Below are 24,746 nucleotides of genomic sequence, written 5' to 3'. Positions count from 1 at the left end.
CCCTCTCCCTCGCCAACCGTGCCATAGCGGACGACCGATCATTCGGTCGCCCTGTTCCGGACAGTAATTCAGGTGTCCGCCGCCAGTGCAAGGGGTCGGCGGCGCTTTTCGTCGGAGCGGGCCGGGCGGCCGTTCAGCGCACCAGGGCGGGGCGCTTGGGGTCGAACTCCCACCCGGGAGCGAGGTGACGCATGGCGACAGCGTCGTCACGGGCGCCGAGCGCCTCCTTCAGGTACAGCTCGTGCGCCGCGAGCAGCCGGTCCATGTCCAGCCGGACGCCCAGTCCGGGCGCGTCCGGCAGCGCGATCTCGCCGTCGACGATGCGCGGCGGGGCCACCGTGAGCCGCTCCAGGCCCTCCTGCCAGATCCAGTGGGTGTCGAGGGCGTTGTACGGGCCCGGTGCGGCGGCTCCGCAGTGGGTGACCATGGCGAGCGAGATGTCGAAGTGGTTGTTCGAGTGGCAGCCCCAGGTCAGGCCCATCGCGTTGCAGAGCTGGGCCACCCGCACCGAGCCCCGCATGGTCCAGAAATGCGGGTCGGCGAGCGGGATCGAGACCGACTGGAGCGCCAGGGCGTGGGTGAGCTGCCGCCAGTCCGTGGCGATCATGTTGGTCGCCGTCGGCAGCCCCGTCGCCCGGCGGAACTCGGCCAGGATCTCCCGCCCCGAGTAGCCGTCCTCGGCGCCGCAGGGGTCCTCGGCGTAGGCGAGCGTGCCGACCAGCGGTCCGCACAGCTCGACCGCCTCACGCAGCGACCAGGCGCCGTTGGGGTCGAGGGTGACGCGCGCCTCGGGGAAGCGGTCCTTGAGCGCGCGCACGGCCCGGACCTCCTCGGCGCCTTCCAGGACGCCGCCCTTGAGCTTGAAGTCCCGGAACCCGTACAGCTCGTGGGCGGCCTCGGCCTGCCGGACGATCGCGCCGGGTGTCAGCGCCTCCTCGTGCCGCAGGCGGTACCAGTCCACGTCCGAGCCGCTCTCGCGTACGTACGGCAGATCCGTGCGGTCCGGGTCGCCGACGAAGAAGAGGTAGCCCAGCACCCGCACCCGGTCACGCTGCTGCCCGTCACCCAGCAGGGCGGCGACCGGCACGTCGAGGTGCTGGCCGAGCAGGTCGAGAAGGGCCGACTCGACGGCCGTGACGGCGTGGACGGTCGTGCGCAGGTCGAAGGTCTGGGTGCCGCGGCCGCCCGCGTCCCGGTCGCCGAAACGGTCCCCGATCTCGCGCAGGACACGCTGGTGGTCGCCCACCTTCGCCCCGAGGACCAGGGACCCGGCGTCGCGCAGTGTCCGGGTGATCTTCTCCCCGCCCGGCACCTCGCCGAGCCCGGTCCGCCCCTCGGAGTCCTTGAGGACCACGACATTGCGGGTGAAATAGGGACCGTGGGCGCCCGACAGGTTCAGTTCCATGCAGTCCCGTCCGGCGACGGGGTAGACGGAGAACTCGGTGATCGTCGGTTGCTGACTCTTCATCACATTCCTTGCGTACGAGGGTGACCGGTGCCGGGAATCCCAGGATGACGGCGACGGGCAGGGCCGGGGGCCGGCCCGCCCCGAGCCCCGCGGGGCCGTTCCCCCGCGTGCCTCAGGCGGGCCGCCGCACCGCTCCGACGAGGGCCAGTCCCGTGTCGAGGATCCGCTCCAGAGCGGCCAGATCGGCCGGGGCGGGATCGGTGAGCGGCGCGCGCACCGGACCGACGGGCAGACCCCGCAGCCGGGCGGCGGCCTTGACCAGCGACACGGCGTAGCCGGGCACCGTGTCGCGCAGCTCGACGAGTGGGACGTAGAAGTCGCGCAGCAGCTTGTTCACGGTCGCCTCGTCGCCGGTGCGCAGGGCGGTGAAGAAGGCGCCGGCGATCTCGGGCGCGAACGCGTGGACGGCCGACGAGTAGGCGGGAACGCCGACGGCGGCGTACGCGCGGGCCTGGATCTCGGCGGTGGCGGCCCCGTTGAAGAACAGGAAGCCGTCGGGCGCGGCGAGCGTGAGGCGCTGGAGCCGGTCGAGGTCGCTGTGCCCGTCCTTGAGCCCGATGACGCCCGGGACCGCCGCGACGGCCCGCAGCCCCTCGGGGGTGAAGGCGACCGGGCCGCGCTGGTAGGTGATGAGCGGCAGCCGGGTGCCGGCGGCGATCCGGCGCAGCTGCTCGACCAGGCCGGACTCGGGGGCCTCGACGAGATAGTGCGGCAGCACGAGGAGGGCGTCCGCGCCGGCCTCCTCGGCGATCCGGGCGAACCGCAGCGCCTGCGCCCATCCGTAGCCGGTGCCCGCGACCACGGGCATGCGGCCGTCCGCGATCTCGACCGTGGCGGTGACCACGGCGCGGTACTCGTCCTCGTCCAGCGCGCTGAACTCGCCGGTTCCGCAGGCGGGGAACACCGCGCCGGGGGCCGTGGCGAGCCGGCCGGCGAGGTAGGCCCGGTAGGACTCCGGGTCGAGGTCGCCGTCCGCGGTGAAGCTCGTGAGCGGGAAGGACAGGACCCCGCTCGCCATGCCGTCCCGCAACCGTTGGACCACGCCGCCCGGATCCGTGCTGAACCCTGCCATGAGTCTCATCCCTGTATGCAGATGCTGTCTACGTATGAGAACTCAGGTTAGATTCGTGAACCCTCGGGGTCAATGGGGCGGGTGCCGCGGATCCGGTGCCGGGCAGGCGCGGAGGGTGTCCGCGCAACGCGGCGGGCCCGCGGCCGGGGAGGCCGCGGGCCCGCTGTGTTCGGGTCGGACGTTCGGAGCGGGCCGGGGATCTCCGCAGGAGCGGGAAGGACCCGGCCGGGCTCGGGGCCGTCAGTGCGACGTCGTCGCGGCCCCGGCGCCCGGGTTCGGGCCGTACGCCGTCATGAAGCGGTCGTGGAACTTGTTCATGCCCCATTCCGGCGCGTCGGCCGCGGGCTTGAGTCCGTCCGTCCAGCCCCAGTCGGAGACGCGGTCCAGCACCTTCGGGTCGCGGGCGACGATGGTGACGGGCACGTCCTTGCTGGTGCTGCCCCCCGTGACCGTCGGCACGGGCTGGTGGTCGCCGAGGAAGACGAGGACGGTGTTGTCGTCGCCGTAGCGCTGCATCCACTGGGTCAGGCTGTCCAGGGAGTACTGGATGGCCTTGCGGTACTCGGTCCGCACCCGCTTCGAGCTCTTCCAGACCTCCGTGGGGTTCGTGCCCTCTTTCTTGATCTTGTAGAAGACCTTGCCGTCCCCGAGGTCCTTCCAGTCGATCGTGTGGGCGATCGGCGACCAGGGGTTGTGGCTGGAGGCGAGGATGATCTCCGCCATGATCGGGTCGCGGTTCTTCTTGCCGTGCTCCAGCTTCTGGAAGGACTCCAGGCTGAACTGGTCCGGCACCGGCGTCCAGCTGAAGTACGGGCCCTGGTAGCCGAGGTGCGTCGAGTCGTAGATGTGGTCGAGGCCGAAGTACTTGCCCTCGGGCCAGGCCAGGCGCACGCCCGGGACGATGCCGACCGTGCGCCAGGCGCCGGTCTTCTGGAAGTAGCTCGTGAGGGTCGCGCGCTTGCTGGTGGTCAGGGACCGGTACCGCTGCTGGTTCTTGACCCAGGTGCCGGACAGGAACGTCGAGTGGGCCAGCCAGCTTCCGGCACCCGTCACCGGCGACTTGAGCCAGCCGCTGCGCGCCGAGAAGCCCGCCGCCTTGAGCCTCGCGTCGCCCTCCTGGAGCGTCGCGTCGACCTCCGGTCCCATCGCCGGATCGTCGATGGCCACCCGGCCGTAGCTCTCGATGAACGTGAACATCACGTCCTTGCCGCGCAGCCCGGTCAGCAACTGGTCGGACGGGGTCTTGGCGAAGGCGTCGACGGCCATCTGCTTCTTGTAGACGTCGGCGTCACCGAGTCCGTCGCGGACGTACTGCACACGGTTGGAGAGGTACTGGGCGTAGCCCTTGGTGGCGATCGTGACGCCGCCGGTCTGTGCGCCCATGGTGAAGCAGACGACCCACGCCACGCCGAGGACGAGCGTGGCGCGTACGGCCCCGGTGCGGTGCCGGGCCAGGACGTTCGCCAGCCGCGTCATCGCGAGCACGCTCAGGGCGAGCACGGCGATGACCAGGACGATCACCCCGACCACGGCCAGCACCTCGCCCGAGCGCCCGAAGGAGTCCTTGACCCAGTCCGCCCCGTCGCTCAGCAGGACCCAGTCGAAGACCAGGTCGAACGGCCGGGCCAGGGTCTGGCGGAAGCCCATGTCGAGGCACTTCAGGATGCCGGACAGCCCGAGGAGCACCCCGAGGAATCCGGCCGTGATCCGCCGCGCCCTCGCCGGCAGGACGAGCAGGACGGCCGACAGGAAGACCGCCTCGACCGGAAGGCGGAAGAACGCCCGGACGCTCATCCAGTCGAGGCGGTTGGGCAGGATGAGGATGGTGACCACCAGCGCACCGGCCAGGACGGTCGTGCCCACCCGCACGGCCCGCGCGGCCCGCGGGTGGCGCCGGCGCCAGCCGAACCATCCGGGACGGTCGGCGGAAGCGGCGTCCGCGGCGGGTTCGGCTTCGTCCGGGGACGCGGGGTCGACAGGATGCCCGTCGGCGGCTTCGGGGGTGGCTTCGTCGGCTGCCGGCTGCGGGCCGGCGGGATCCGCGTCGGGCGTCTGCGGGCCGGTGGGGTGCTCGTCGGCGGGCTGTACGTCGGCGGCCGTGTCGGCAGTGGCCGGCCGCGGTCCTGCGGGTTGCGCGTCGCCGGACTGCTCACCGGTGAGTTCGTCGGCGGCGCGCTGCCGGAGGGTGGGCTCGTCGGCGGCCGCGGCGGGGCGCGGGATGGCCGGCTCGTCGTCGGCCGCGGGGTGCGGGCCGGTCGGTTCGCCGTCGGCGGGGTGGGGGACGGCGGGCCCGACTCCGGTCGCGCCGCGCGCTTCGTCGCCCGCTGCCTCCTCGGCCCGCTCGCCCGCCTCCGAACTCGCGGGGGCCCCGGTCCGGACGTCCGTCCCGGACTCGTCGCGGGTTCCGTCTGTCGCCGTCGCGTCGGGGTCCGGACCCGCGTCGGCATCCGGCAGTTGACGAGGAGGCGTGTGGTGCGACACCCGAAGGTCCTTCCGTGCGTAACCCGGTGCTGGCGCGACGGAGGCTTTTCCGTCACCCCCCATACGGCCGGCCGTCACCTCCGGTTCAACGGCGGAGGCCGACCGCGCACAGAGTACGTCGACAGGATCACCCGGATGTCACCACCGGCCGCTACCGGTCCGCCGTCACCGCCACCTCCCGCGCCCACCGGTAGTCGGCCTTGCCGCTCGGTGAACGCTGGATGGAGTTCGTGATCACCAACTGGCGCGGGACCTTGTAGCCGGCCAGACGGGCGCGGCAGTGGGTCTGGATGTCGTCGAGCGAGGGCCGCGGCGCGCCCTCGCGGAGCTGGACGACCGCCGCCACGTGACTGCCCCACTTCGGGTCCGGCACTCCGGCGACCAGGGCGTCGTACACGTCCGGGTGCGATTTCAAGGCCTGTTCGACCTCCTCGGGATACACCTTCTCGCCGCCGGTGTTGATGCACTGGGAGCCGCGGCCGAGGACGATGACGATGCCCTCCTCGTCGACCGTGGCCATGTCGCCGAGGAGCACCCAGCGTTCGTCGCCCTTGCGGAAGAACGTCTCGGCGGTCTTCTTCGGGTCGTTGTAGTAGCCGAGAGGCACATGGCCGCGCTGCGCGACCCGTCCCGGCTCACCGGCCGCGACCGGCTCGTACGTCACCGGGTCCACCACCTGCGTACGGGCGTTGACGCGGATGCGGAAGCCGCGCTCGGGTCCGGAGTCGGCCGTCGCGGTGCCGTTGAAGCCGGACTCCGAGGAGCCGAAGTTGTTCAGCAGCATCACGTTCGGGACGAGCGCCTGGAACTGTTCGCGGACGGTGTCGGACATGATCGCGCCGGACGAGGAGACGCTGAACAGGGCGGAGCAGTCGGTGCCCTTCAGGGGGCCGTTCAGCGCGTCGATCAGGGGCCGCAGCATCGCGTCGCCGACCAGCGACACGCTGGTCACCTTCTCCTTCCCGATCGTGCGCAGGACGTCCTCGGGAGCGAACTTGCGGTGGAGAACCACCCGTTGCCCGAAGTTGAAGGCGATGAACGCGGTGAGCGTGGACGTGCCGTGCATGAGCGGGGGAGTGGGGAAGAAGGTGATTCCGGCACCGCCGGCCGCGACGCGCTCGGCGAGCTCCTGCGGCTTCGTCACCGGATCGCCGGTCGGCGCACCACCGCCGAGCCCGGCGAAGAAGAGGTCCTCCTGCCGCCACATGACGCCCTTGGGCATCCCCGTCGTGCCGCCGGTGTAGATGATGAACTGGTCGTCCGCGGAACGCGGGGGGAATCCGCGCAGGGGTGAACCGGCGGCCTCGGCGTCCCCGAAGTCCACGGCGTCCACCGCGCCTCCGTCGCCCGCCGCCGCTCCGGGGGCGGCGGCCCCCACGCGGACGAGATGCCGCAGCCGCGGTGCCCGTGGCCGTGCCGCCGCCACCCGGTCGGTGAACTCCGCGTCGAAGACCAGCGCCACCAGGTCCGCGTCCTGATAGAGGTAGGCCAACTCCTCCTCTACATAGCGGTAGTTGACGTTGACCGGGACGATGCGTGCCTTGAGGCAGGCCAGCACCGTCTGGAGGTACTCGACGCCGTTGTACAGGTGCAGGCCGAGGTGCTCGCCGGGGCGGATCCCGCTGTCGATCAGATGGTGCGCGATACGGTTCGCGGCCGCGTCCAACTGCGTGTACGTCAGGCGGCGTTCCGCGCCCGTGCCGGGGTGGTCGAGGTAGACGAGCGCCTCGCGGTCCGGGACCACGTCGACGACCGACTCGAACAGGTCGGCAAGGTTGTACTCCACCGCTCCTCCTGACCGTGCACGTCCGTGGCCGAGTGCCGCCAGGGCGGTGCCCGCCCCGGACCCGACGGTCATCAGAGCAAAGCCCGACCCAAGTGGGAAGGGCCCCGGCACAAGAAATCTGACTGTCTGTCAGAAAACCCTTGTACTGGATGGACGGCTCCTGCAACCTGTTCTCGCATCCGAGACGGGAGGACGCCCATGGGTGGGACCGAACACCTCACCGTGCAACGCGAAGGCGCCACACTGGTGCTCACGCTCAACAGGCCCGAGGCCAGGAACGCGCTCTCGCTGCCGATGCTGGTCGGTCTGTACGACGGCTGGGTCGAGGCCGACGAGGACGACGCCATCCGCTCGATCGTGCTCACCGGCGCCGGCGGTGCCTTCTGCGCCGGGATGGATCTCAAGGCCCTGGCCGGCCGGGGCATGGAGGGCGAGCAGTACCGGGACCGGCTCAAGGCCGACCCCGATCTGCACTGGAAGGCCATGCTGCGCCACCACCGCCCGCGAAAGCCGGTGATCGCCGCCGTCGAGGGGTACTGCGTCGCGGGCGGCACCGAGATCCTTCAGGGCACCGACATCCGCGTCGCGGGCGCTTCCGCGACCTTCGGGCTCTTCGAGGTCAGGCGCGGCCTCTTCCCGATCGGCGGCTCGACGGTGCGGCTGCAACGCCAGATCCCGCGCACCCACGCCCTCGAAATGCTCCTCACGGGACGCCCGTACACCGCCCAGGAGGCCGCGGGCATCGGACTGATCGGCCATGTGGTGCCCGACGGGACGGCGCTGGACAAGGCGCTCGCCGTCGCCGAGCAGATCAACGCCTGCGGTCCGCTCGCCGTCGAGGCCGTCAAGGCGTCCGTGTACGAGACCGCCGAGCTGACCGAGACCGACGGGCTCGCCGCCGAACTGCGGCGCGGCTGGCCGGTGTTCGACACGGCCGACGCCAAGGAAGGCTCCCGGGCCTTCGCCGAGAAGCGCCCGCCCGTCTACCGGCGGGCCTGACCCGCACGCCCGGCCCCGGACGCGACCTGTCCGCCCCGCGGACACGGCACGGCCGGCCGTTGGAAGGAGAGATCCGGGATGCCCGAAGTCCTCAAAGCCCCCCTCGTCGTCGAGTTCCCCTTCACCCGCTCGCTCGGCCCCGTGCAGAGCGCCTTCCTCACGGGCCTGCGCGAACAGGTCGTCCTCGGCGTGCGGACCGCCGACGGACGCACCCTCGTTCCGCCCGTCGAGTACGACCCCGTCACCGCCGAGGAGATACACGACCTCGTCGAGGTCGCCCCCACCGGCACCGTCACCACCTGGGCCTGGAACCACGAACCCCGCCGCGGCCAGCCGCTCACCACCCCCTTCGCCTGGGTCCTGGTCAGGCTCGACGGCGCCGACACCGGCCTGCTGCACGCCCTCGACGCCCCCGGCCCCGAGGCCGTGCGCACCGGGATGCGCGTCCGCGTCCGCTGGGCCCGCGAACGCTCCGGCGCGATCACCGACATCGCCTGCTTCGAGCCCCACGACGGCGCCGCGGACGAACCCGCCGGCGAACCCGCGGGCCACGACGGCCGGTTCGCGGACATGGTCACCGGAATAGTCGCCCCCGCGCGGCTCGACTACGTCTACTCGCCGGGCCGTGCCCAGACCGCCTACATCGCGGGCCTCGCCGAACGGCGGACCCTCGGCGAACGCTGCCCCTCCTGCCACAAGGTCTACGTCCCGCCCAAGGGGGCCTGCCCCACCTGCGGGGTGGCCACCTCCGAACAGGTCGAGGTCGGCCCGCGCGGCACCGTCACCACGTACTGCATCGTCAACATCAAGGCGAAGAACCTCGACATCGAAGTCCCTTACGTCTACGCGCACATCGCCCTCGACGGCGCCGGCCTCGCGCTGCACGGCCGGATCGGCGGCATCCCCTATGACGAGGTCCGGATGGGCCTGCGCGTGGAGCCCGTGTGGTCCGAGGGCGGCCGCCATCCCGACCACTACCGGCCCACCGGGGAACCGGACGCGGACTACGAGACGTACAAGGAGATGCTGTAGATGCGGACCGCCAGGGACATCGCCGTCGTCGCCTTCGCGCAGAGCGACCACCGGCGCACCACCGACGAGGTCTCCGAGGTGGAGATGCTCCTCCCGGTCCTGCACGAGGTACTCGACCGGACGGGCCTGCGGGCCGGTGACATCGACTTCACCTGCTCCGGTTCCACCGACTATCTCGCGGGTCGCGCCTTCTCCTTCACCATGGCGCTCGACGGCGTGGGCGCGTGGCCGCCGATCTCCGAGTCGCACGTCGAGATGGACGGAGCCTGGGCGCTGTACGAGGCGTGGACCAAACTGCTGACCGGCGACGCCGACACCGCGCTCGTCTACTCCTACGGCAAGTCCTCGCCCGGCTCCGTCCGCGACGTCCTGACACGCCAGCTGGACCCGTACTACGTGGCCCCGCTCTGGCCCGACTCGGTCGCCCTCGCCGCACTCCAGGCGCAGGCGCTCATCGACGCGGGCGAGACCGACGAACTCGCGCTCGCCTCGGTCGCCGCCCGCAGCAGGACCTCCGCGACCGCCAACTCTCATGCCCAGCTGCGGGGTTCCGTACCGCAGGGCGACTACCTCGTACGACCGCTGCGCACCGGAGACTGCCCGCCCATCGGCGACGGCGCGGCGGCCGTGATCCTCGCGGCGGGGGACCGGGCCCGTGAACTGTGCGAACGGCCCGCCTGGATCCGGGGCATCGACCACCGCATCGAGGCGCACTCCCTCGGCGTGCGCGACCTGACCGACTCCCCGTCCGCCCGGCTCGCCGCCGAACGGGCGGGCGCCTTCGAACGACCCGTCGACACCGCCGAGTTGCACGCGCCCTTCTCCTCCCAGGAAGTCGTCCTGCGCAAAGCGCTGCGGCTCGGCGACAGCGTGCGCGTCAACCCGTCGGGAGGCGCCCTCGCCGCCAACCCGATCATGGCGGCAGGGCTCATCCGCATCGGCGAGGCCGCCGCACGCGTCCACCGCGGGGAGTCCGACCGGGCGCTCGCCCACGCCACCTCCGGCCCCTGCCTCCAGCAGAACCTGGTCGCCGTACTCGAAGGGGACGCCCGATGAGCAAGGAGCCCGTGGCCGTCGTAGGGATCGGCCAGACCAAGCACGTGGCGGCACGCCGGGACGTGTCCATCGCGGGACTCGTCCGCGAGGCCGCCCAACGCGCGCTGGCCGACGCCGAGTTGACGTGGGCCGACATCGACGCCGTTGTCATCGGCAAGGCGCCCGACTTCTTCGAGGGCGTCATGATGCCCGAGCTGTACCTGGCGGACGCGCTCGGAGCGACCGGCAAACCCATGCTGCGGGTGCACACGGCGGGCTCCGTCGGCGGCTCGACGGCACTCGTCGCCACCAACCTCGTCGCCGGCCGTGTCCACGGCACCGTCCTGACCCTCGCCTACGAAAAACAGTCCGAATCCAACGCCATGTGGGGCCTGTCCCTGCCCATCCCCTTCCAGCAGCCGCTGCTCGCCGGCGCGGGCGGCTTCTTCGCACCGCACGTACGCGCCTACATGCGGCGCACCGGCGCACCCGACACCGTCGGCTCGCTCGTCGCGTACAAGGACCGCCGCAACGCGCTGAAGAACCCCTACGCACACCTCCACGAGCACGGCATCACCCTGGAGAAGGTCCAGGCCTCGCCCATGCTCTGGGACCCGATCCGCTACTCGGAGACCTGCCCCTCCTCCGACGGGGCCTGCGCGATGATCCTCACCGACCGCGCGGGCGCGGCCCGTTCACCGCGCCCGCCCGCCTGGATGCACGGCGGCGCCATGCGCAGCGAGCCGACCCTCTTCGCCGGCAAGGACTTCGTGTCCCCCCAGGCCGGCAAGGACTGCGCGGCGGACGTGTACCGCCAGGCCGGGATCGCGGACCCCCGCCGCGACATCGACGCCGTCGAGATGTACGTCCCGTTCTCCTGGTACGAGCCCATGTGGCTGGAGAACCTCGGCTTCGCCGACGAGGGCGAGGGATGGAAACTCACCGAGTCGGGCGTGACCGAACTGGAGGGCGACCTGCCCGTCAACATGTCGGGCGGCGTCCTCTCCACGAATCCGATCGGCGCCTCCGGCATGATCCGCTTCGCCGAAGCGGCCCTCCAGGTACGCGGCCAGGCCGGAGAGCACCAGGTCGACGGGGCGCGCAGGGTGCTCGGCCACGCCTACGGCGGCGGATCCCAGTTCTTCTCGATGTGGCTGGTCGGCGCCGAGCCGCCCACCTCCTGACACCGTCCCCCTCACATGGCCTGTGCGTGGCACGGACCGATCGCTAGGCTGGCCGCGGACGACGAACCGGGAGGAGCAGGACGTGGCCGAGAGCACCATCGAGCAGCACCCGCTCGCGGGCTGGGACAAGCCGGAGCTGGACCTCAGCAACGCCGACTGGCAGTCCAGCAGCCGAGGGCGCGGAGATGTCCAGATCGCCTTCGTCGAGGGTTTCATCGCGATGCGCAACAGTGGCCTCCCCCAGAGCCCTTCCCTGATCTTCACGCCCGCGGAGTGGGGGGCGTTCGTATCGGGGGCCCGCGAAGGGGAGTTCGACCTGACCTGAACCGACGGCCGACGGGCCCGCCCCGCCCCCCCGGTGAGAGGAGGGCGGCGGCCCTGGCCCGCGCCCGGAACGCCGCCCACCGGCCGGTCCTCCCACGGCTCCGCCGTCGCTCACGAGGTTCTGACCAGGAGCGTCCGAACGGGCTGCCCCGTGGATGATCGGGGCGTACGCTGAGGTGCCTGGAGGTCACGGTGCGCATCCGCATCCCCGCGCGGACGCGTGATCGTGGCAGGGGGTGATCATGGGGCAACGCAGCCTTCGCAGCCGTCGGACGCTCTTCGAGCGTGAGAGTGAACTCTCGGCCGCAGACGAGGCGTTGAGCGACCTCGTCGGCCTGCGCCGGGAACCCGGCGAGCCGCCCGGCCGCCCCCGCGGCGCGCTCCTCGCCTTCGCCGGACGTGCCGGGATCGGCAAGACGACCCTCCTCGGCGAGGTCCGCAGGCGCGCCGCGGCCAAGGGCTGCACCGTGCTGAGCGCGCGCGGCGGAGAACAGGAACAGCGCGTCGCCTTCCACGTCGCCCGACAGCTCCTGCAACCGCAGCTCGCCGGATTCACCGAGGCCGAACTCCGTGCCTCCCTGGGGAGTTGGTACGCCATCGTCGGCCCCGCGCTCGGCCTCTGCGCGCCGTCCGAGGGCGCCCCGCCCGACCAGCAGGGCCTGCGTGCCGGACTCGACTGGGTGCTCACCCACCTCGCCGTACAACGCGCCCCCATGGTGCTCCTCCTGGACGACGCGCACTGGGCCGACGCCGAATCGCTCAGCTGGCTGGCCGCGTTCGCGCCCCGCGCCGAGCAACTCCCGCTGCTGCTCGTCGTCGCCTACCGCCCCGACGAACTCCCCGAACACGCCGAGGCGTTCAGGGGACTGCCCGGTCGTGCCGGACAGCGCCCCATAGGCCTCGAACCGCTCAGCGCGGCGGCCGTCGCCCGGCTCGTCCGCGAAGACCTCGGCACCCAGGCCGACGACGCGTTCTGCCGCGAGTGCTGGGCCGTCACCGCGGGCAACCCCTTCGAGGCCGTCGAGCTGACCGCCAAGGTCCGTGACCGCGGGCTGACCCCGACCGAGGACGGAGCGCACCTCCTGCGCGACCTCGCCGCCGCCGTCAAGGGCAGTGGCATCGTCGCCCGCCTCGAACGCCTCGGCACCGCGACCGTCCGCTTCGCCTGGGCCTGCGCCGTGCTCGGCACCGAGATCCACCCGACGCTCGCCGCGGCCGTCGCGGGCCTCGGCTCCGAGGAGGCCGCCGACGCCGCGGACGCCCTGCGCACCGCCCGCATCCTGACCGGCGCCGACCCCCTCGAATTCGTCCACCCGCTGATCGCCACCGCCGTCTACCGGGACATCCCCGGAAGCGTCCGCGTCGCCCTGCACGGCCAGGCCGCCTGGTGCGTGATCGACGAAGGCCTCGGCCCGGCCGCCGCCGCCCGCCACCTCATGGAGACCCACCCCGACGGCGACACCTTGATCGTCCAGCAACTGCGCGCCGCCGCCCGCGAGACCCAGCGCGCCGGCGCCCCGGACGCCGCCCGCCGCTATCTGGCGCGCGCCCTGCGCGAACCGCCGCCCTTCAAGGACCGTGCCGCCGTCCTGTACGAACTGGGCTGCGCGTCCCTGCTCACCGAGCCGGGAACCACGGTCAACCATCTGCGCGCGGCCCTCGAGGAACCGATCACCGACCCCGATCTGCGCCACAACATCGTCTACCGCCTCTCCCAGGTGCTCGCCCACAGCGACCGCCTCGCCGAGGCCTCCGAGACCCTCGCCCGCGAGATCCCCGTCACCGGCGACGCCCGGGTACGCCTGCGCATGCAGTCCGAGCAGTTCATGTGGGACGCCTTCCGCGCCGACGAACCCGACTCGCCCGCCCGCTCCCGACGGCTGGCCCGCCTCGCCGACCGGCTCACCGGCCACGACCTCACCGAGCGCTATGTCATCGGGCTCCGCGCCTGGGACGCCACCCTGCGCGGCGAACCCGCCCCCGTCGCCCTCCACCACGCCGAGCGCGCCCTGGCCGGCGGCCTCGGCTGGGCCGAGGCCGACCGCGGCTTCGAGGTCCCGGTCCTGGTCGCCATGACCTTCATGTACGCCGACCGGCCGGGCCGGACCGAAGAACTCTTCGCCACCGGGATCGCCGACTTCGAATCCCAGGGCTGGCACGGCGCCCACCTCTCCTTCGGCTACACGATCCTCGGATACGTCCGCTTCCGCCGCGGCCGTCTCGCCGAGGCCGAGGATTTCGTCCGCGCGGGGCTCAGGCTCGCCGAACGCGTCGGTCCCGGTACACCCGTCCACTGGTACGCGGTGGGCACCCTCATCCAGGTCCTGCTCGCCCGGGGCCAGGTCGAGGAGGCCGCGCGCACCGGCGAGGCCTACGCCTTCCACGCACCCTTCTCGGCCGCCGTGACCTTCCCCGACGCCCAGACCGTGTACGGCGAACTCCTGCTCGCCCGTGGCCTCACCAAGGACGCCGCCGACGAGCTCGCGTCCGCCGGCCGCCGGCTCGACCGGCGCGGCATGCGCAACCCCGCCTGGTGCCCCTGGCAGCTTCACCTCGCCCGCGCCGAGAGCCACGACGCCCCGGAGCGCGCCGTCGACACGGCACTCGAAGCGGTGAACCGCGCCCGCCAGTACGGCGCCCCCTCCACGATCGGCCAGGCTCTGCGTGTCGCCGCCGAGGTCTCGCCCGGCCCGGCCCGCGTCCAGCTCCTCGAGGAGTCCGTCGGTCATCTGGAGCGTTCCCCGGCCGCCTACGAACTGGCCTGCTCGCTGGTCGCCCTGGGCACCGAGCTGCGCCGGTCCGGACGCCCCAGGGAAGCCGCCGAGCACCTCTACCGCGGCCTCGACGCGGCGGTCCAGTGCGGTGCCGACGGACTGATCGAGGACGCCCGGGACGAGCTGGCCTCGGCGGGGCTGCGGCCGCGCCGTCTGCACAGCACCGAGACGGACACCCTCACCGCCCGTGAGCGCACCGCCGCCGCGCTCGCCGCACGGGACCGGACCCCGGCCCAGATAGCCGAGGAACTGCACATCGACGAGCACGCCGTGACCCGGCTCCTGTCGGCGGTCTACCGCAAGGTCGGCACCGACCGCAGGGGACTCGGGGCGGCCCTGGGGGACCAGGCCACGTCCTGACGCGGCCGGTCCGTCCTCCTCCCCCCACACGCGCAGCTGCCATGAGCCCGGTAGGAACAGCACCCGCGGGCCGGGTGCGCACAGCTTCCGTGGGACCGGTACGCACAGCTCCCGTGGGCCCGGTACGCGGCCGTGCACGTACCATTGCGGCATGTCCTTCCTCCGCCGCCGCAGTGCCACGCCCGCCGGGCCCGAGTTCGATGTTCTGGCCATGGATCCGGGCGACTGGCCCGGCAATCTCGGTGCGGGCCTGCTGCCCGCCCCCGACGGCAGCTGCCAGGGCGTCTTCCTGCGCTACGACCTGTTCGGCGGCCGCGGTCCCGCGATGATCATCGGCAATCTGCCCGAGGGCTCCCAGGCCCGGGACGTCGCCGAGAACGAGGTCCCCTTCGAGGTGGCCCAGCTCCTCATCGCGCTGGAGAACAACGAAGAGGTCACCGTCACCGGGACCGAGGACATGCCGGTGATGCAGGGCGACAACCTTCTGATCGTGCGCAGGCTGAAGCTCTCCGAGACCCGTATCTCCTGCGTCCAGTTCGACCGCAGCGACAACGTCCTGGTGACCATCGCCGCCTGGGACCGTCCGATCACGGACGACCTGTACGCGCTCCTGAAGCCGCTCCCGGCGGAACTCTTCCAGCAGGGCTGAGGCCCGACGCGGCCTGACAGCCCACCCGGCGTCACAGTTTGAGGGTGAACCAGGTGGTCTTGCCCGCGTCGGTGGGACGCACACCCCAGTTGTCGGCGAGCGCGCGGACCAGGATCAGACCCCGTCCCGACTCCTCGCCCTCGCCGGCCGTCCGGGGCTGCGGCAGATGAGGGCTGCGATCGCTGATCTCCACGGTCAGGTCGGTCGCGCTGCGGCACAGATGCAGACCGATGGGCCCCTGCGCGTGCTGCACGGCGTTGGTGAGGATCTCGGAGAGCAGCAGCCGGGCGTCGTCCGCCGCGCGAGCGCAGTCCCAGGCGGTCAGCGCCTTGCTGAGGAAGGCGCGGCCCTCCGGGACCGACTCGGGTACCGCGGGCAGGTCGGTGTCGACGGTGGCCAGGGGCCCCTGGGGCAGCCGGGTGAGCAGCAGCGTGACGTCGTCGTTGTGCCCGTCGGTGTCCGGCAGCAGGGCGGACAGCACGTGGTCGGCGGCGTCCTCCAGATCCGGCGCGGCGACGAACAGGTCCGTGAGAGTCGTGGTGAGCTCGGTGAGCTGGTCCTCGATGTCGCTGCCGGGCGTCTCGATGAGACCGTCGGTGTACAGGACGAGGGTCGCCCCGGGCGGGATCACCGACGTCGCCTGCTCATAGAGGATGTCACCGACACCGAGCGGCGCGTTCACCGGCGCGGGAAGCGGCCGGGCGCCGACGCCGGGCGTGGCCACCAGGGTCGGCAGATGCCCGGCCGAGCAGACCGTCACCTCGCCCGCGTCGGCGGAGATGACCAGATAGCAGCAGGTCACCAACTGGTCGGGCACGTCCAGATCACCGACGACGGCCTCCAGCGCCTGCATCAACTGGCGAGGCTGCATACCGGTCTTGGCCAGGGCGTGCGCGGCCGACCGCAGTTGGCCCATCACGGCGGCGGCCTCCAGACCGCGGCCCATCACATCGCCGATCAGCACCCCGACCCGGCCGGCTCCCAGCGGGATCAGGTCGAACCAGTCCCCGCCCACGCCCGCTCCCTGCGTGGCGGGCCGGTAGCGGCTCGCGGTGGTCAGACCGGGGATGGCGGGCGGGGTGCCCATGAGGCTGCGCTGGAGGGTCAGGGCGATGTGCCGCTGCTGCTCGTAGAGGAAGGTCAGCTCCGCCTCGGCCTTCTTGCGGTCGCTGATGTCCCGGACGATCGCGCACGCGCCGATCACCGTGCCGTCCGCGTCACGGGTGGGCCACAGCGTGATGTCCACGTCCAGCAGGGCGCCCGAGCGGGTCAGCCGCAGGGTCTCGAAGTGTTCGACCTTCTCACCGCTGCGCAGCCGGTCGAGGAGCAGGTCGATCTCGCTCCGCCGTTCCGTGGTCGCGAGAAGGGACACGTGCCTGCCCATCACCTCGGCACGCGAGTAGCCGTACAGCCGCTGCGCCGCCGCGTTCCAGTAGGTGATGTGACCGTCCAGGGTCTTGGCGAGGATCGCGTCCTGCGAGGACTCCACGAGACCGGCCAGTTCGTTGATCCGGGCCTCGGCGCGCTTGCGCTCGCTGACGTCGCGGACGGCGGCGGAGACGAGGAGCCCGTCGGTGGTCTCCAGCGGGCTGAGACTGATCTCGACGGGGAACTCGGTGCCGTTCTTGCGCAGTCCGTGGAGTTCGAGTCCCGCGCCCATCGGGCGGACCTGCCGGTTGTCGGCGTATCCGTCGCGGTGACGGTGGTGGTGGCCGCGGAAGCGCCCCGGTACGAGCAGTTCCACGGAGTGACCCAGAAGCTCCTCGCGCCGGTAGCCGAAGAGGGCTTCGGTCTGGGCGTTGACGAGTTTGATGGTTCCGGTGTCGTCGACGATGACCATGGCGTCCGGCGCCGCCTCCAGCAGACCCCGAAACCTTTCCTCAGCGGCCTTGCGGTCGCTGACGTCGCGGACGGCGGCGGAGACGAGGAGCCCGTCGGTGGTCTCCAGCGGGCTGAGACTGATCTCGACGGGGAACTCGGTGCCGTTCTTGCGCAGTCCGTGGAGTTCGAGTCCCGCGCCCATCGGGCGGACCTGCCGGTTGTCGGCGTATCCGTCGCGGTGACGGTGGTGGTGGCCGCGGAAGCGCCCCGGTACGAGCAGTTCCACGGAGTGGCCCAGAAGCTCCTCGCGGGTGTAGCCGAAGAGGGCTTCGGTCTGGGCGTTGACGAGTTTGATGGTTCCGGTGTCGTCGACGATGACCATGGCGTCCGGCGCCGCCTCCAGCAGACCCCGAAACCTTTCCTCGGCCCCCGCCGGCGCGTCGTTGCGCGGTTCCCCACCGCACTCGCATCGCTGGGGGACCGCCGCACCGGCCGGCCGCGTTGAAGTCTCTTTGACGAAGTTGCCCATGCCTGCCCCAGGGTGTCCCGTGTTCCGTGAACGGCCCATCAGAGCGCACGGAGAGCGGCCACGCCGTTACATGTCGTTAACTGGCCCGACCGCGGCCGAACCTGTCCTCGACGGCGCTTTCCCTGGCCGGTTGCCGGTGTCAGTCATTGTCTTCGGCGATCCGGACGCCGGGCCCGCCCCGCACGGGCCCGGACCGGACCGCCGGACGCCCTACGGAACCAGGTCCACGTCCGCCGCCCGCACGAACTGCACCCGGTGCCCGAACTGGATCTCGTAGTACATGTCCGCACCGATCACGACCCGGTGCGGTGTGGTGTCGAAGGTCGGTGCGTAGAAGTACTCGCCGGGCACCTTGTCGCCGGCCGCGTAGCGCTGGCCGGCGAGGATCTTGTACGGCAGGGGTGAGACCGCCTGGACGGGCACGCCCGCCGGGTACGCCTCCTTCTCCGGGTACGCCCTGCCGTACACGGGGATCTCCGCCAGGCCTGCCTTGGGTGTCACGGCCGGCCCCGACGCCCTCACGGCGGTCGGCTGCTTGCGCGGGTTCTCGAACCAGGCCTTCTGGCCCAGGTACCAGATCGCCGTCCAGTCGCCGTCGCGTCCGGCGAGCGCGTACCGCTGTCCGGTGGAGACACGCGAGGCGACGTCGTTCACCCCGGTCGTCGAGGCGTCGCCCTTCGGGTACAGGCCGATGTCCTGGACCAGTGGCGCGTTCTCGTCCGGCTGGGAGTACAGCCGTACCTCGCTGGAGCCGTGTGCGGCGCAGGGCTCGCCCTTGGTGACGCAGCCCGTGTACACCGGCTGGTTCGCGTCGAAGTCGGGCAGGACCGTCACCAGGTCACCGCCCTTGCCGAGCGCGGGGTGGAACGGGTGCCCGAGGAGAGTGAAGTAGTGCTGCCAGTCCCAGTACGGGCCCGGGTCCGTGTGCATCCCCGGGATGGTGGAGGCGGTGGGGCCCGGTACGTTGTCGTGCCCGAGAATGTGCTGCCGGTCCAGCGGGATGTCGTACTTCCGGGCGAGGTACCGCACCAGACGGGCGGAGGCCCGGTACATCTCCTCGGTGTACCAGGTGTCGGGCGCGGTCAGGAAGCCCTCGTGCTCCAGGCCGATCGACTTCGCGTTGATGTACCAGTTGCCCGCGTGCCAGGCGACGTCCTTGGCCTTCACATGCTGGGCGATGTGCCCATCGGTCGAGCGCAGGGTGTAGTTCCACGACACATAGGTCGGGTCCTGGACGAGGTTCAGCACACCGTCCCAGGTGCCTTCCGTGTCATGGATGACGATGTACTTGATGCTCTGCGACGCGGGCCGGTCGCCCAGGTCGTGGTTGCCGTAGTCGCCCTCGCCGAACTCCTCGTACGGGGCGGGGATCCACTCGCAGGACACGGTCCTCGGGCACTCGGTGTTGTCGGCGGAGGCCGTCCGCAGTCCCGCACGGCGCAGCTGCGCGGTGTCCGGGCTCAGTCCGGGCCGGGCGGCGAGCGTCACCTGCTGGCCGGCGTCCGTGGTGCGCCGCTCACCGGTGCGCATCACGTCGTACGCGTCGTCGGCGTAGGCCGCGGCGGTGCCGCTGTCGTCCGCTCCCGAGAAGCGTGCCACCGCTCCGTACCAGTCGGAGGGGTCGTCGCTCAGGGGCTGGCCGAGGTCCCGCTGCGCGGCGGCCAGGAGCGCCGCGCCGCCCGCGACGTTCGCCGCCGCGTCGGTGCGCAGCCGCTCCGCAGGCAGGCCGGTGAGGCCGGCGGCCTTGGTCAGCGTGGTGAGCCGGGCCGGGAGCCGGGACTCCGCGGGCACCCGCGTGTCAGGCAGGAGCGCGGGGCGCGAACCGTCGCCGCGGGCGTCCTCCGTGCCGTCGCCGTGATGCGGAGTCGCGGCGATCGCCGTCCGGGCGTCGGTCAGGTGCATGGGGCCGTAGCCGCCGGTGACGCTCGGAGCACCGTCGTGCGTGTCCCAGCGGGACTGGAGATAGGAAACCGCGAGCAGCACACTCTGCGGAACGTGGTACTCGCCGGCCGCGGCGGCGAAAGCCTGCTGCAACCGGGTCGTGGGCACTTCCTCGGCCGACCCCGAAGGGGCCGCGCCGAGCAGCGGCAGCAGCAGCGCCGCCGAGGCGACGGCTCCTGCGGTTCTGCGCGCGCGTCTGTGCCTGGTGGTGCCCTGGGGTTCGGTGACGGACCGGTGCAAAGCAGCCTCCTGGGACGGTCGGGCGCGGTGGGGCGTGCGAGAGCCGAACGCGTCAGTGCTATCGGCTCTCGGACGATCCGTCAATCATGCGCAGCAGGAGGCGATTTCCCATGTCAACGTAGGGTGAGCGGGGTTTCGTGGCGACTGCCTCCCGGCCTGCGGGGCGTCAGTGGCCTGGACCATTGCCCTGAACGGCGGGTCGTGCATGAGGGAGGTCCGCGGTGCGCCGGTGTGTCGGCGTCACCGCGGACCTCCCTTCCCCTTCAGCGAGTGCCGACAGCCGCGCGTACGGCCCGGCGGGCCAGCTGGCAGTCGTCGTGCAGCCGCCTCAGCAGCAGCCGCTGTTCCTCGCCGGACGGCGCAGCAGCCGGGTGGGCGGGGCCCGCTGCCGCCGGGGCCGCGTCGTGCAGGGAACGCTGCACGGCCATCTCGTACGTACGGATCTCGCGGGTCAGGACGATCATCAGGTTCACCAGGAAGGCGTCCCGAGCCGTCGGGCCCGCCGACTGCGCGAGCTGGCTGATCTGACGGCGCGCCACGGGAGCGTCGCCGAGGACAGCCCACAGCGTCGCCAGGTCGTAGCCCGGCAGATACCAGCCCGCGTGCTCCCAGTCCACCAGCACTGGACCGGCCGGGGAGAGAAGCATGTTGGACAGGAGGGCATCGCCGTGGCAGAACTGGCCCATGCCCTGGCGGCCGGAGGACGTCGCGATGCCGTGCACCAGCTTCTGCAGGTCACCCATGTCCCGGTCGGTGAGCAGCCCCAGCTCGTGGAAGCGGGAGATTCGTTCCGCGTAGTCCAGCGGGGCGTTGAAGGTCCCGGCCGGCGGCCGCCAGGCGTTCAGCCGGCAGATCGCGCTCAGCGCGGCGCGGATGTCCGCTCGGGGCGGGGCCTCGACCGGGTGGCGCTGGAGCGCGGCGACCCGGCCCGGCATGCGCTCGATCACCAGTGTGCAGTTGTCCGGATCCGCCGCGATCAGCCGGGGCACCCGAACAGGCGGGCGGTGCCGGACGAACAGACGGTATGCAGCTATTTCGTGCCTGATCCGCTCGGCCCAGACGGGGGAGTGGTCCAGTAAGCACTTGGCGACGGCCGTACTGCGTCCCGTCGTGCCGACAAGGAGCACGGAGCGTCCGCTGCGGCGCAGCACCTGGACCGGAGCGAACTCCGGACAGATCCGGTGCACCGACGCGATCGCCGTGCGCAGCTGGGCGCCCTGAGGGCCGGACAAGTCGAGTCTCCCGCTGAGCGGTTGGGTGCCGAGCCCCGGCACGCGCCGCGTCCGGCCGGCACCGAGCACGGGGGCCGCCTGACGTGCGGGGTCGAGGTAAGGGCCGCTGCCCACCGGGCGGGGGTGCAACGACCGGGGCGGAGCGGACACGGAGGACGATGCTGTGTACATGGGCGAAACAGATCCCTTCGTGTGCCTGCGAGTTGCCGCGCTGCCCGCCCCGGCCGCCTGGTTCATCCTGGGGAATGTCCCTGGCAACCGGGTCGGGGTGGCGCGTTCCTACCTGACACCCGACGTCCACTGGCACACCATCTGGCGCACCCTGGCGAACCCTGGCGAATAGTCGCTCAGCAACTGACAGGCGGTTACTGTCGAAATCAGCCGAGAACCTGGGGGCTTGACGTGAACGGACAACCCAACACTCGTCTGTCGGACCTGTTCGGCCTGGCCGGCTGGTCCAAGGGTGAACTCGCGAGGCTGGTCAACCGGCAGGCGGCGGCCATGGGCCACCCCCAGCTGGCGACCGACACCTCGCGGGTGCGGCGGTGGATCGACATGGGAGAGATCCCGCGTGATCCGGTGCCGCGGGTGCTGGCTGCTCTGTTCACCGAGCGTCTCGGCCGTGTCGTGACCATCGAGGACCTCGGTCTGGTCCGGCACGGGCGCGCGGGGAAACGGCAAGGCGCCGCCGGGAGTGCGGAACATCCCGACGGAGTGCCGTGGGCGCCCGACCGAACCGCCGCGGTCCTCACCGAATTCACGGGAATGGACCTCATGCTCAACCGACGCGGCTTGGTGGGCGCGGGTGCCGCGCTCGCCGCGGGATCCGCACTCAGCCCTGCCATGCACGACTGGCTCCGCAACGATCCGGCCCTCGCGGCCGACGCTCCGAAGTTCGAAGACCCCCTGCACGCCGACCCCGCCGGGTTCGACCGCTACGAGGCCGCCCCCATCGGGTCGCAGGAGATCGAGGAACTGGAGCGCTCCGTCGAGGTGTTCCGGGCCTGGGACGCGGCCCGCGGTGGCGGGCTGCAACGCAAGGCCGTGGTGGGCCAGCTCAACGAAGTGGGAGGCATGCTCTCCTACCGGCACCCCGACCATCTCCAGCGACGCCTGTGGGGCGTCGCCGCCAATCTCGCCGTCCTCGCGGGCTGGATGTCGCACGACGTCGGCCTGGAGCCCACGGCTCAGAAGTACTTCGTCATCGCGGCCCACGCGGCCCGCGAGGGAGGCGACCGGCCCCGCGCGGGGGAGGCGCTCTCCCGGGCCGCCCGTCAGATGGTGCATCTGGGCCGTCCGGACGACGCGCTCGACCTCATGAAGCTCGCCAAGTCCGGATCCGGTGACGAGGTGCTGCCCCGCACCCAGGCGATGCTCCACACCATCGAGGCCTGGGCACAGGCGTCCCTGGGCAAGGGGCAGGCCATGCGGCGCACCCTGGGTGTGGCGGAGGACCTGTTCGTCTCCGACCGGGGTGACGTCCCTCCTCCCAGCTGGATGCAGTTGTTCGACGAGGCCGACATGCACGGCATGCAGGCACTCGCCTACCGCACGCTCGCCGAGCACGAGCCGGCCGCCGCGGCGACCGCGCAGCGTCACGCCAAGGAGGCGCTGAAGCTGCGGGAGTCGGGGCGGGACCGGTCGAAGATCTTCGACCACATCTCGCTCGCCTCGGCCTGCTTCATCGCAGACGATCCCGAACAGGCCGACCGCTACGCGCGACTGGCGCTGACGTCGATGGGCGCCAACTCCTCCCATCGCACGTGGGACCGGCTGCGTGAGATGTACCGGCTCACCGGGCAGTACTCCAGCTATCCGAAGATCAGCGATCTGCGTGAGGAGATCAAACTCGCGCTGCCGAAGGGTTCGCTCAAGCCCCGGCGCGGCGACGGCGCGCGAGTCTAGGCGCCGACTGCGGGGGCCCGGGTGCTCTACGTCTCCCGCGCGAGCGGGCGTTCGGCGCCGGCCGCGCCGTGGCGGCTCGGTTGACAACGGCGTCAGCCGCCGTCAGGGGAAGATGCCGGTCCCGGCCGTCTCTCCGTCTTGTCCGGCTCGGTCTCGTCCGGCTCCGTCTCCTTGGGCTCCGGTGCCGTCGGGCTGCGGTGTTCCAGGCGTTCCCGTCGTCCTCGTCGTCCTCGGCGTCAGGATCCGATCCGGGCGATGAGCACGCAGGCGTCGTCCTCGCGCTCGGCCGCGCCGCATTCCTCGACAACCATCCGAATACAGTCCTGGGCCGTACGGGCCTCGCCGAAGCGGGGGGCCAGGCCGAGCAGCCTCTGGACGGCCGTCATCGCTCCCTGACGTTCGGTTTCGTCCGGGAGCGGGGCCCCTGATCGCCGGGGAACCAGCCCCTCGGTGTGCAGGAGCAGCAGGTCGCCCGCGCGGAGGGTTTCCTCGGCCTGCCCGTAGACCGCGCCGGAGGTGGCTCCGAGCAGGACGCCGTCCGGTGCGGCCAGCGCGCGCCCCGTCCCGTCGCGGTACAGCAGCGGGGCGGGGTGTCCCGCCTGCGCCCAGCTGAGGGTGCGGGTCTCGGGGAGGTAGCGGCAGCACACGGCGCTGCCCAGGGCGGGCTGAACGGTGGCGTCGAGCAACTGATTGAGCCAGGAGAGGAGTTGACCGGGCTGGGTGCCCGCCACCGCCATGCCGCGCAGGGCACCGAGCAGCATCGCCATTCCCGACGTCACGCCGACTCCGTGGCCGGTGAGGTCGCCGACGCTCAACAGGGTTTCCCCGTCGGGGAGTTCGAGGGCGTCGTACCAGTTGCCGCCGATCAGCGCGCTGGTCGACGACGGCAGATAGTGGGCCGCCACGTCCAGTGCCCGGGGTCCCTGGCGCGGGAAACGCAGGGAGCCGCGCCAGGGCGGCAGCACGGCCTCCTGGAGTTCGACCGCGAGTCGGTGCTCGGTCTGTGCGACGTGCCGCTGGCGCTGGAGGGATTCCCGGGTCTCGCCCACCGTCCGCTGGCTGCGGCGCAGCTCGCTGACATCGCGCAGCACGGCCCACATCGAGGCGGTGCTGCCGTCGGCGTCGAGCACGGGCTCGCCCATCATGTGCACGGTCCGCACTCCGCCGTCGGGTCGCACGATGCGGAACTCCCCGTCGATGGGTTTGGCGTCGATGAGGCAGTCGGTGACCATCGTCGTCAGCATCGGCCGGTCCTCGTCGAGGACCAGTGAGGGCAGCTCGTCGAGGGTGAGCGGGGGAGCGGCGGCGTCGCGGCCCAGGATCTGGTAGAGCTCGCCGGACCAGCTCGCCTCGTCCGTCAGCAGGTTCCACTCGGCGCTGCCGACCCGGCTCAGCAGGGAGCCCTGCCGGGGTGCGGCCGGCGCGGTCCGGGTGGCGGCGGTGGCCTCGGGCGGGACGGGCAGCTCCGTCGGTCCGTCCCGCAGTTGGGCCAAGTGGGCGTCCAGGTCGTTTAGTTGATGCAGTGCCAGATTGCAGAGCGCGCGCTGCCAGCGTCCCTGCGCGTCCTCTTCGTCGGCGGGTGCCTCACGCCGTACGGCGTCCACCTCACCGCGCAGGCGCCGCGTCTGCGAGATGAGCGCGTCGACCGTGCCGCGCCGGGGCGGCTGGGCGGCGGGGCGGTCCGCAGAGAGATGGGGTGGCATGACGTACTCCGATGCGGGGACGGTACGACCTGGGCGACGGAAGGACCATGACGACTGTCGCACAGCCCGCGACGCACTGTAAGGGATTTGGCAACACCCGATACGGTCATGCTTCTGGTATATGCCGCAGTCCTCCCGGAGTGGGCGACCGGTCCCGATGAGGTAGTCGTCGTTCGGCGTCAAGTCGTAGACGCCGTACGCGACTTGACGG

The 24,746-nt window shown here is 71.8% G+C and carries 17 protein-coding genes; 9 read left to right on the top strand and 8 right to left on the bottom strand.

Annotated features, from left to right (window positions below; translation table 11 throughout):
- Window positions 1-133 precede the first annotated feature (133 nt).
- From OG485_RS05425 to OG485_RS05410, 4 genes are all read right to left on the bottom strand, one after another.
- On the bottom strand, window positions 134-1,468 hold the full coding sequence (locus OG485_RS05425) for an enolase C-terminal domain-like protein (protein WP_328664865.1): 1,335 nt from the start codon (window positions 1,466-1,468) through the stop codon (window positions 134-136).
- Between the two features lie 112 nt (window positions 1,469-1,580).
- A complete protein-coding gene (locus OG485_RS05420) occupies window positions 1,581-2,540 on the bottom strand; it encodes a 5-dehydro-4-deoxyglucarate dehydratase (protein ID WP_328664864.1) in 960 nt (319 codons plus the stop codon).
- A gap of 240 nt (window positions 2,541-2,780) precedes the next feature.
- On the bottom strand, window positions 2,781-5,021 hold the full coding sequence (locus tag OG485_RS05415; RefSeq protein WP_328664863.1) for a sulfatase: 2,241 nt from the start codon (window positions 5,019-5,021) through the stop codon (window positions 2,781-2,783).
- Window positions 5,022-5,172: 151 nt separating this feature from the next.
- Window positions 5,173-6,807, bottom strand: a complete 1,635-nt coding sequence (locus tag OG485_RS05410) for an acyl-CoA synthetase (protein ID WP_328664862.1) — start codon at window positions 6,805-6,807, stop codon at window positions 5,173-5,175.
- Window positions 6,808-7,005: 198 nt separating this feature from the next.
- On the opposite strand from OG485_RS05410, the gene OG485_RS05405 reads away from it, so the two are divergent.
- The 7 genes from OG485_RS05405 (at window position 7,006) to OG485_RS05375 (ending at window position 15,164) form a co-directional block, all read left to right on the top strand.
- Window positions 7,006-7,806, top strand: coding sequence for a crotonase/enoyl-CoA hydratase family protein (locus OG485_RS05405; RefSeq protein ID WP_328664861.1), 801 nt, complete (start codon window positions 7,006-7,008; stop codon window positions 7,804-7,806).
- Window positions 7,807-7,884: 78 nt separating this feature from the next.
- On the top strand, window positions 7,885-8,838 hold the full coding sequence (locus tag OG485_RS05400) for a Zn-ribbon domain-containing OB-fold protein (protein WP_328664860.1): 954 nt from the start codon (window positions 7,885-7,887) through the stop codon (window positions 8,836-8,838).
- Window positions 8,839-9,894: a thiolase domain-containing protein gene (locus OG485_RS05395; protein ID WP_328664859.1), complete on the top strand. Its 1,056-nt coding sequence runs from the start codon at window positions 8,839-8,841 to the stop codon at window positions 9,892-9,894.
- Entirely contained in the window at window positions 9,891-11,057 is a 1,167-nt protein-coding gene (locus OG485_RS05390; protein ID WP_328664858.1) for a thiolase domain-containing protein, read from the top strand. The genes OG485_RS05395 and OG485_RS05390 overlap by 4 nt, the downstream gene beginning before the upstream one ends.
- Before the next feature lie 82 nt (window positions 11,058-11,139).
- Complete coding sequence (locus OG485_RS05385; RefSeq protein ID WP_328664857.1) at window positions 11,140-11,382, top strand: DUF397 domain-containing protein; 243 nt, start codon at window positions 11,140-11,142, stop codon at window positions 11,380-11,382.
- Window positions 11,383-11,623: 241 nt separating this feature from the next.
- Entirely contained in the window at window positions 11,624-14,515 is a 2,892-nt protein-coding gene (locus OG485_RS05380; protein WP_328664856.1) for an ATP-binding protein, read from the top strand.
- 151 nt (window positions 14,516-14,666) lie between these two features.
- Window positions 14,667-15,164 carry a hypothetical protein gene (locus OG485_RS05375; protein WP_326789595.1) on the top strand — a complete coding sequence of 166 codons (498 nt, stop codon included), beginning with the start codon at window positions 14,667-14,669 and terminating at the stop codon, window positions 15,162-15,164.
- 31 nt (window positions 15,165-15,195) lie between these two features.
- Here OG485_RS05375 and OG485_RS05370 read toward each other — a convergent pair whose 3' ends face one another.
- The 3 genes from OG485_RS05370 to OG485_RS05360 form a co-directional block, all read right to left on the bottom strand.
- The gene (locus OG485_RS05370; RefSeq protein ID WP_443048657.1) at window positions 15,196-17,514 is read right to left on the bottom strand and encodes a SpoIIE family protein phosphatase; all 2,319 of its coding nucleotides are present in this window, start codon (window positions 17,512-17,514) and stop codon (window positions 15,196-15,198) included.
- A gap of 210 nt (window positions 17,515-17,724) precedes the next feature.
- Window positions 17,725-19,695, bottom strand: a complete 1,971-nt coding sequence (locus tag OG485_RS05365; RefSeq protein ID WP_328664855.1) for an N-acetylmuramoyl-L-alanine amidase — start codon at window positions 19,693-19,695, stop codon at window positions 17,725-17,727.
- A gap of 263 nt (window positions 19,696-19,958) precedes the next feature.
- Entirely contained in the window at window positions 19,959-21,098 is a 1,140-nt protein-coding gene (locus OG485_RS05360) for an aminoglycoside phosphotransferase family protein (RefSeq protein ID WP_328664854.1), read from the bottom strand.
- Here OG485_RS05360 and OG485_RS05355 point away from each other — a divergent pair.
- Together OG485_RS05355 and OG485_RS05350 are read left to right on the top strand one after the other, a co-directional pair.
- Window positions 21,097-21,270 carry a hypothetical protein gene (locus tag OG485_RS05355; RefSeq protein ID WP_326789599.1) on the top strand — a complete coding sequence of 58 codons (174 nt, stop codon included), beginning with the start codon at window positions 21,097-21,099 and terminating at the stop codon, window positions 21,268-21,270. The two genes, OG485_RS05360 and OG485_RS05355, sit on opposite strands and share 2 nt — an antisense overlap.
- A gap of 59 nt (window positions 21,271-21,329) precedes the next feature.
- Window positions 21,330-22,832, top strand: a complete 1,503-nt coding sequence (locus OG485_RS05350) for a DNA-binding protein NsdB (RefSeq protein WP_328664853.1) — start codon at window positions 21,330-21,332, stop codon at window positions 22,830-22,832.
- Window positions 22,833-23,068: 236 nt separating this feature from the next.
- On the opposite strand, the gene OG485_RS05345 is transcribed toward OG485_RS05350, so the two are convergent.
- On the bottom strand, window positions 23,069-24,535 hold the full coding sequence (locus OG485_RS05345; RefSeq protein ID WP_328664852.1) for a PP2C family protein-serine/threonine phosphatase: 1,467 nt from the start codon (window positions 24,533-24,535) through the stop codon (window positions 23,069-23,071).
- Between the last annotated feature and the right edge of the window lie 211 nt (window positions 24,536-24,746).

The sequence above is a fragment of the Streptomyces sp. NBC_00328 genome (assembly GCF_036139655.1).
Classification (GTDB): Bacteria; Actinomycetota; Actinomycetes; order Streptomycetales; family Streptomycetaceae; genus Streptomyces.
The sequence above is the reverse complement of the archived record's forward strand: the minus strand, read 5'-3'. Positions and strand labels throughout refer to the sequence as shown.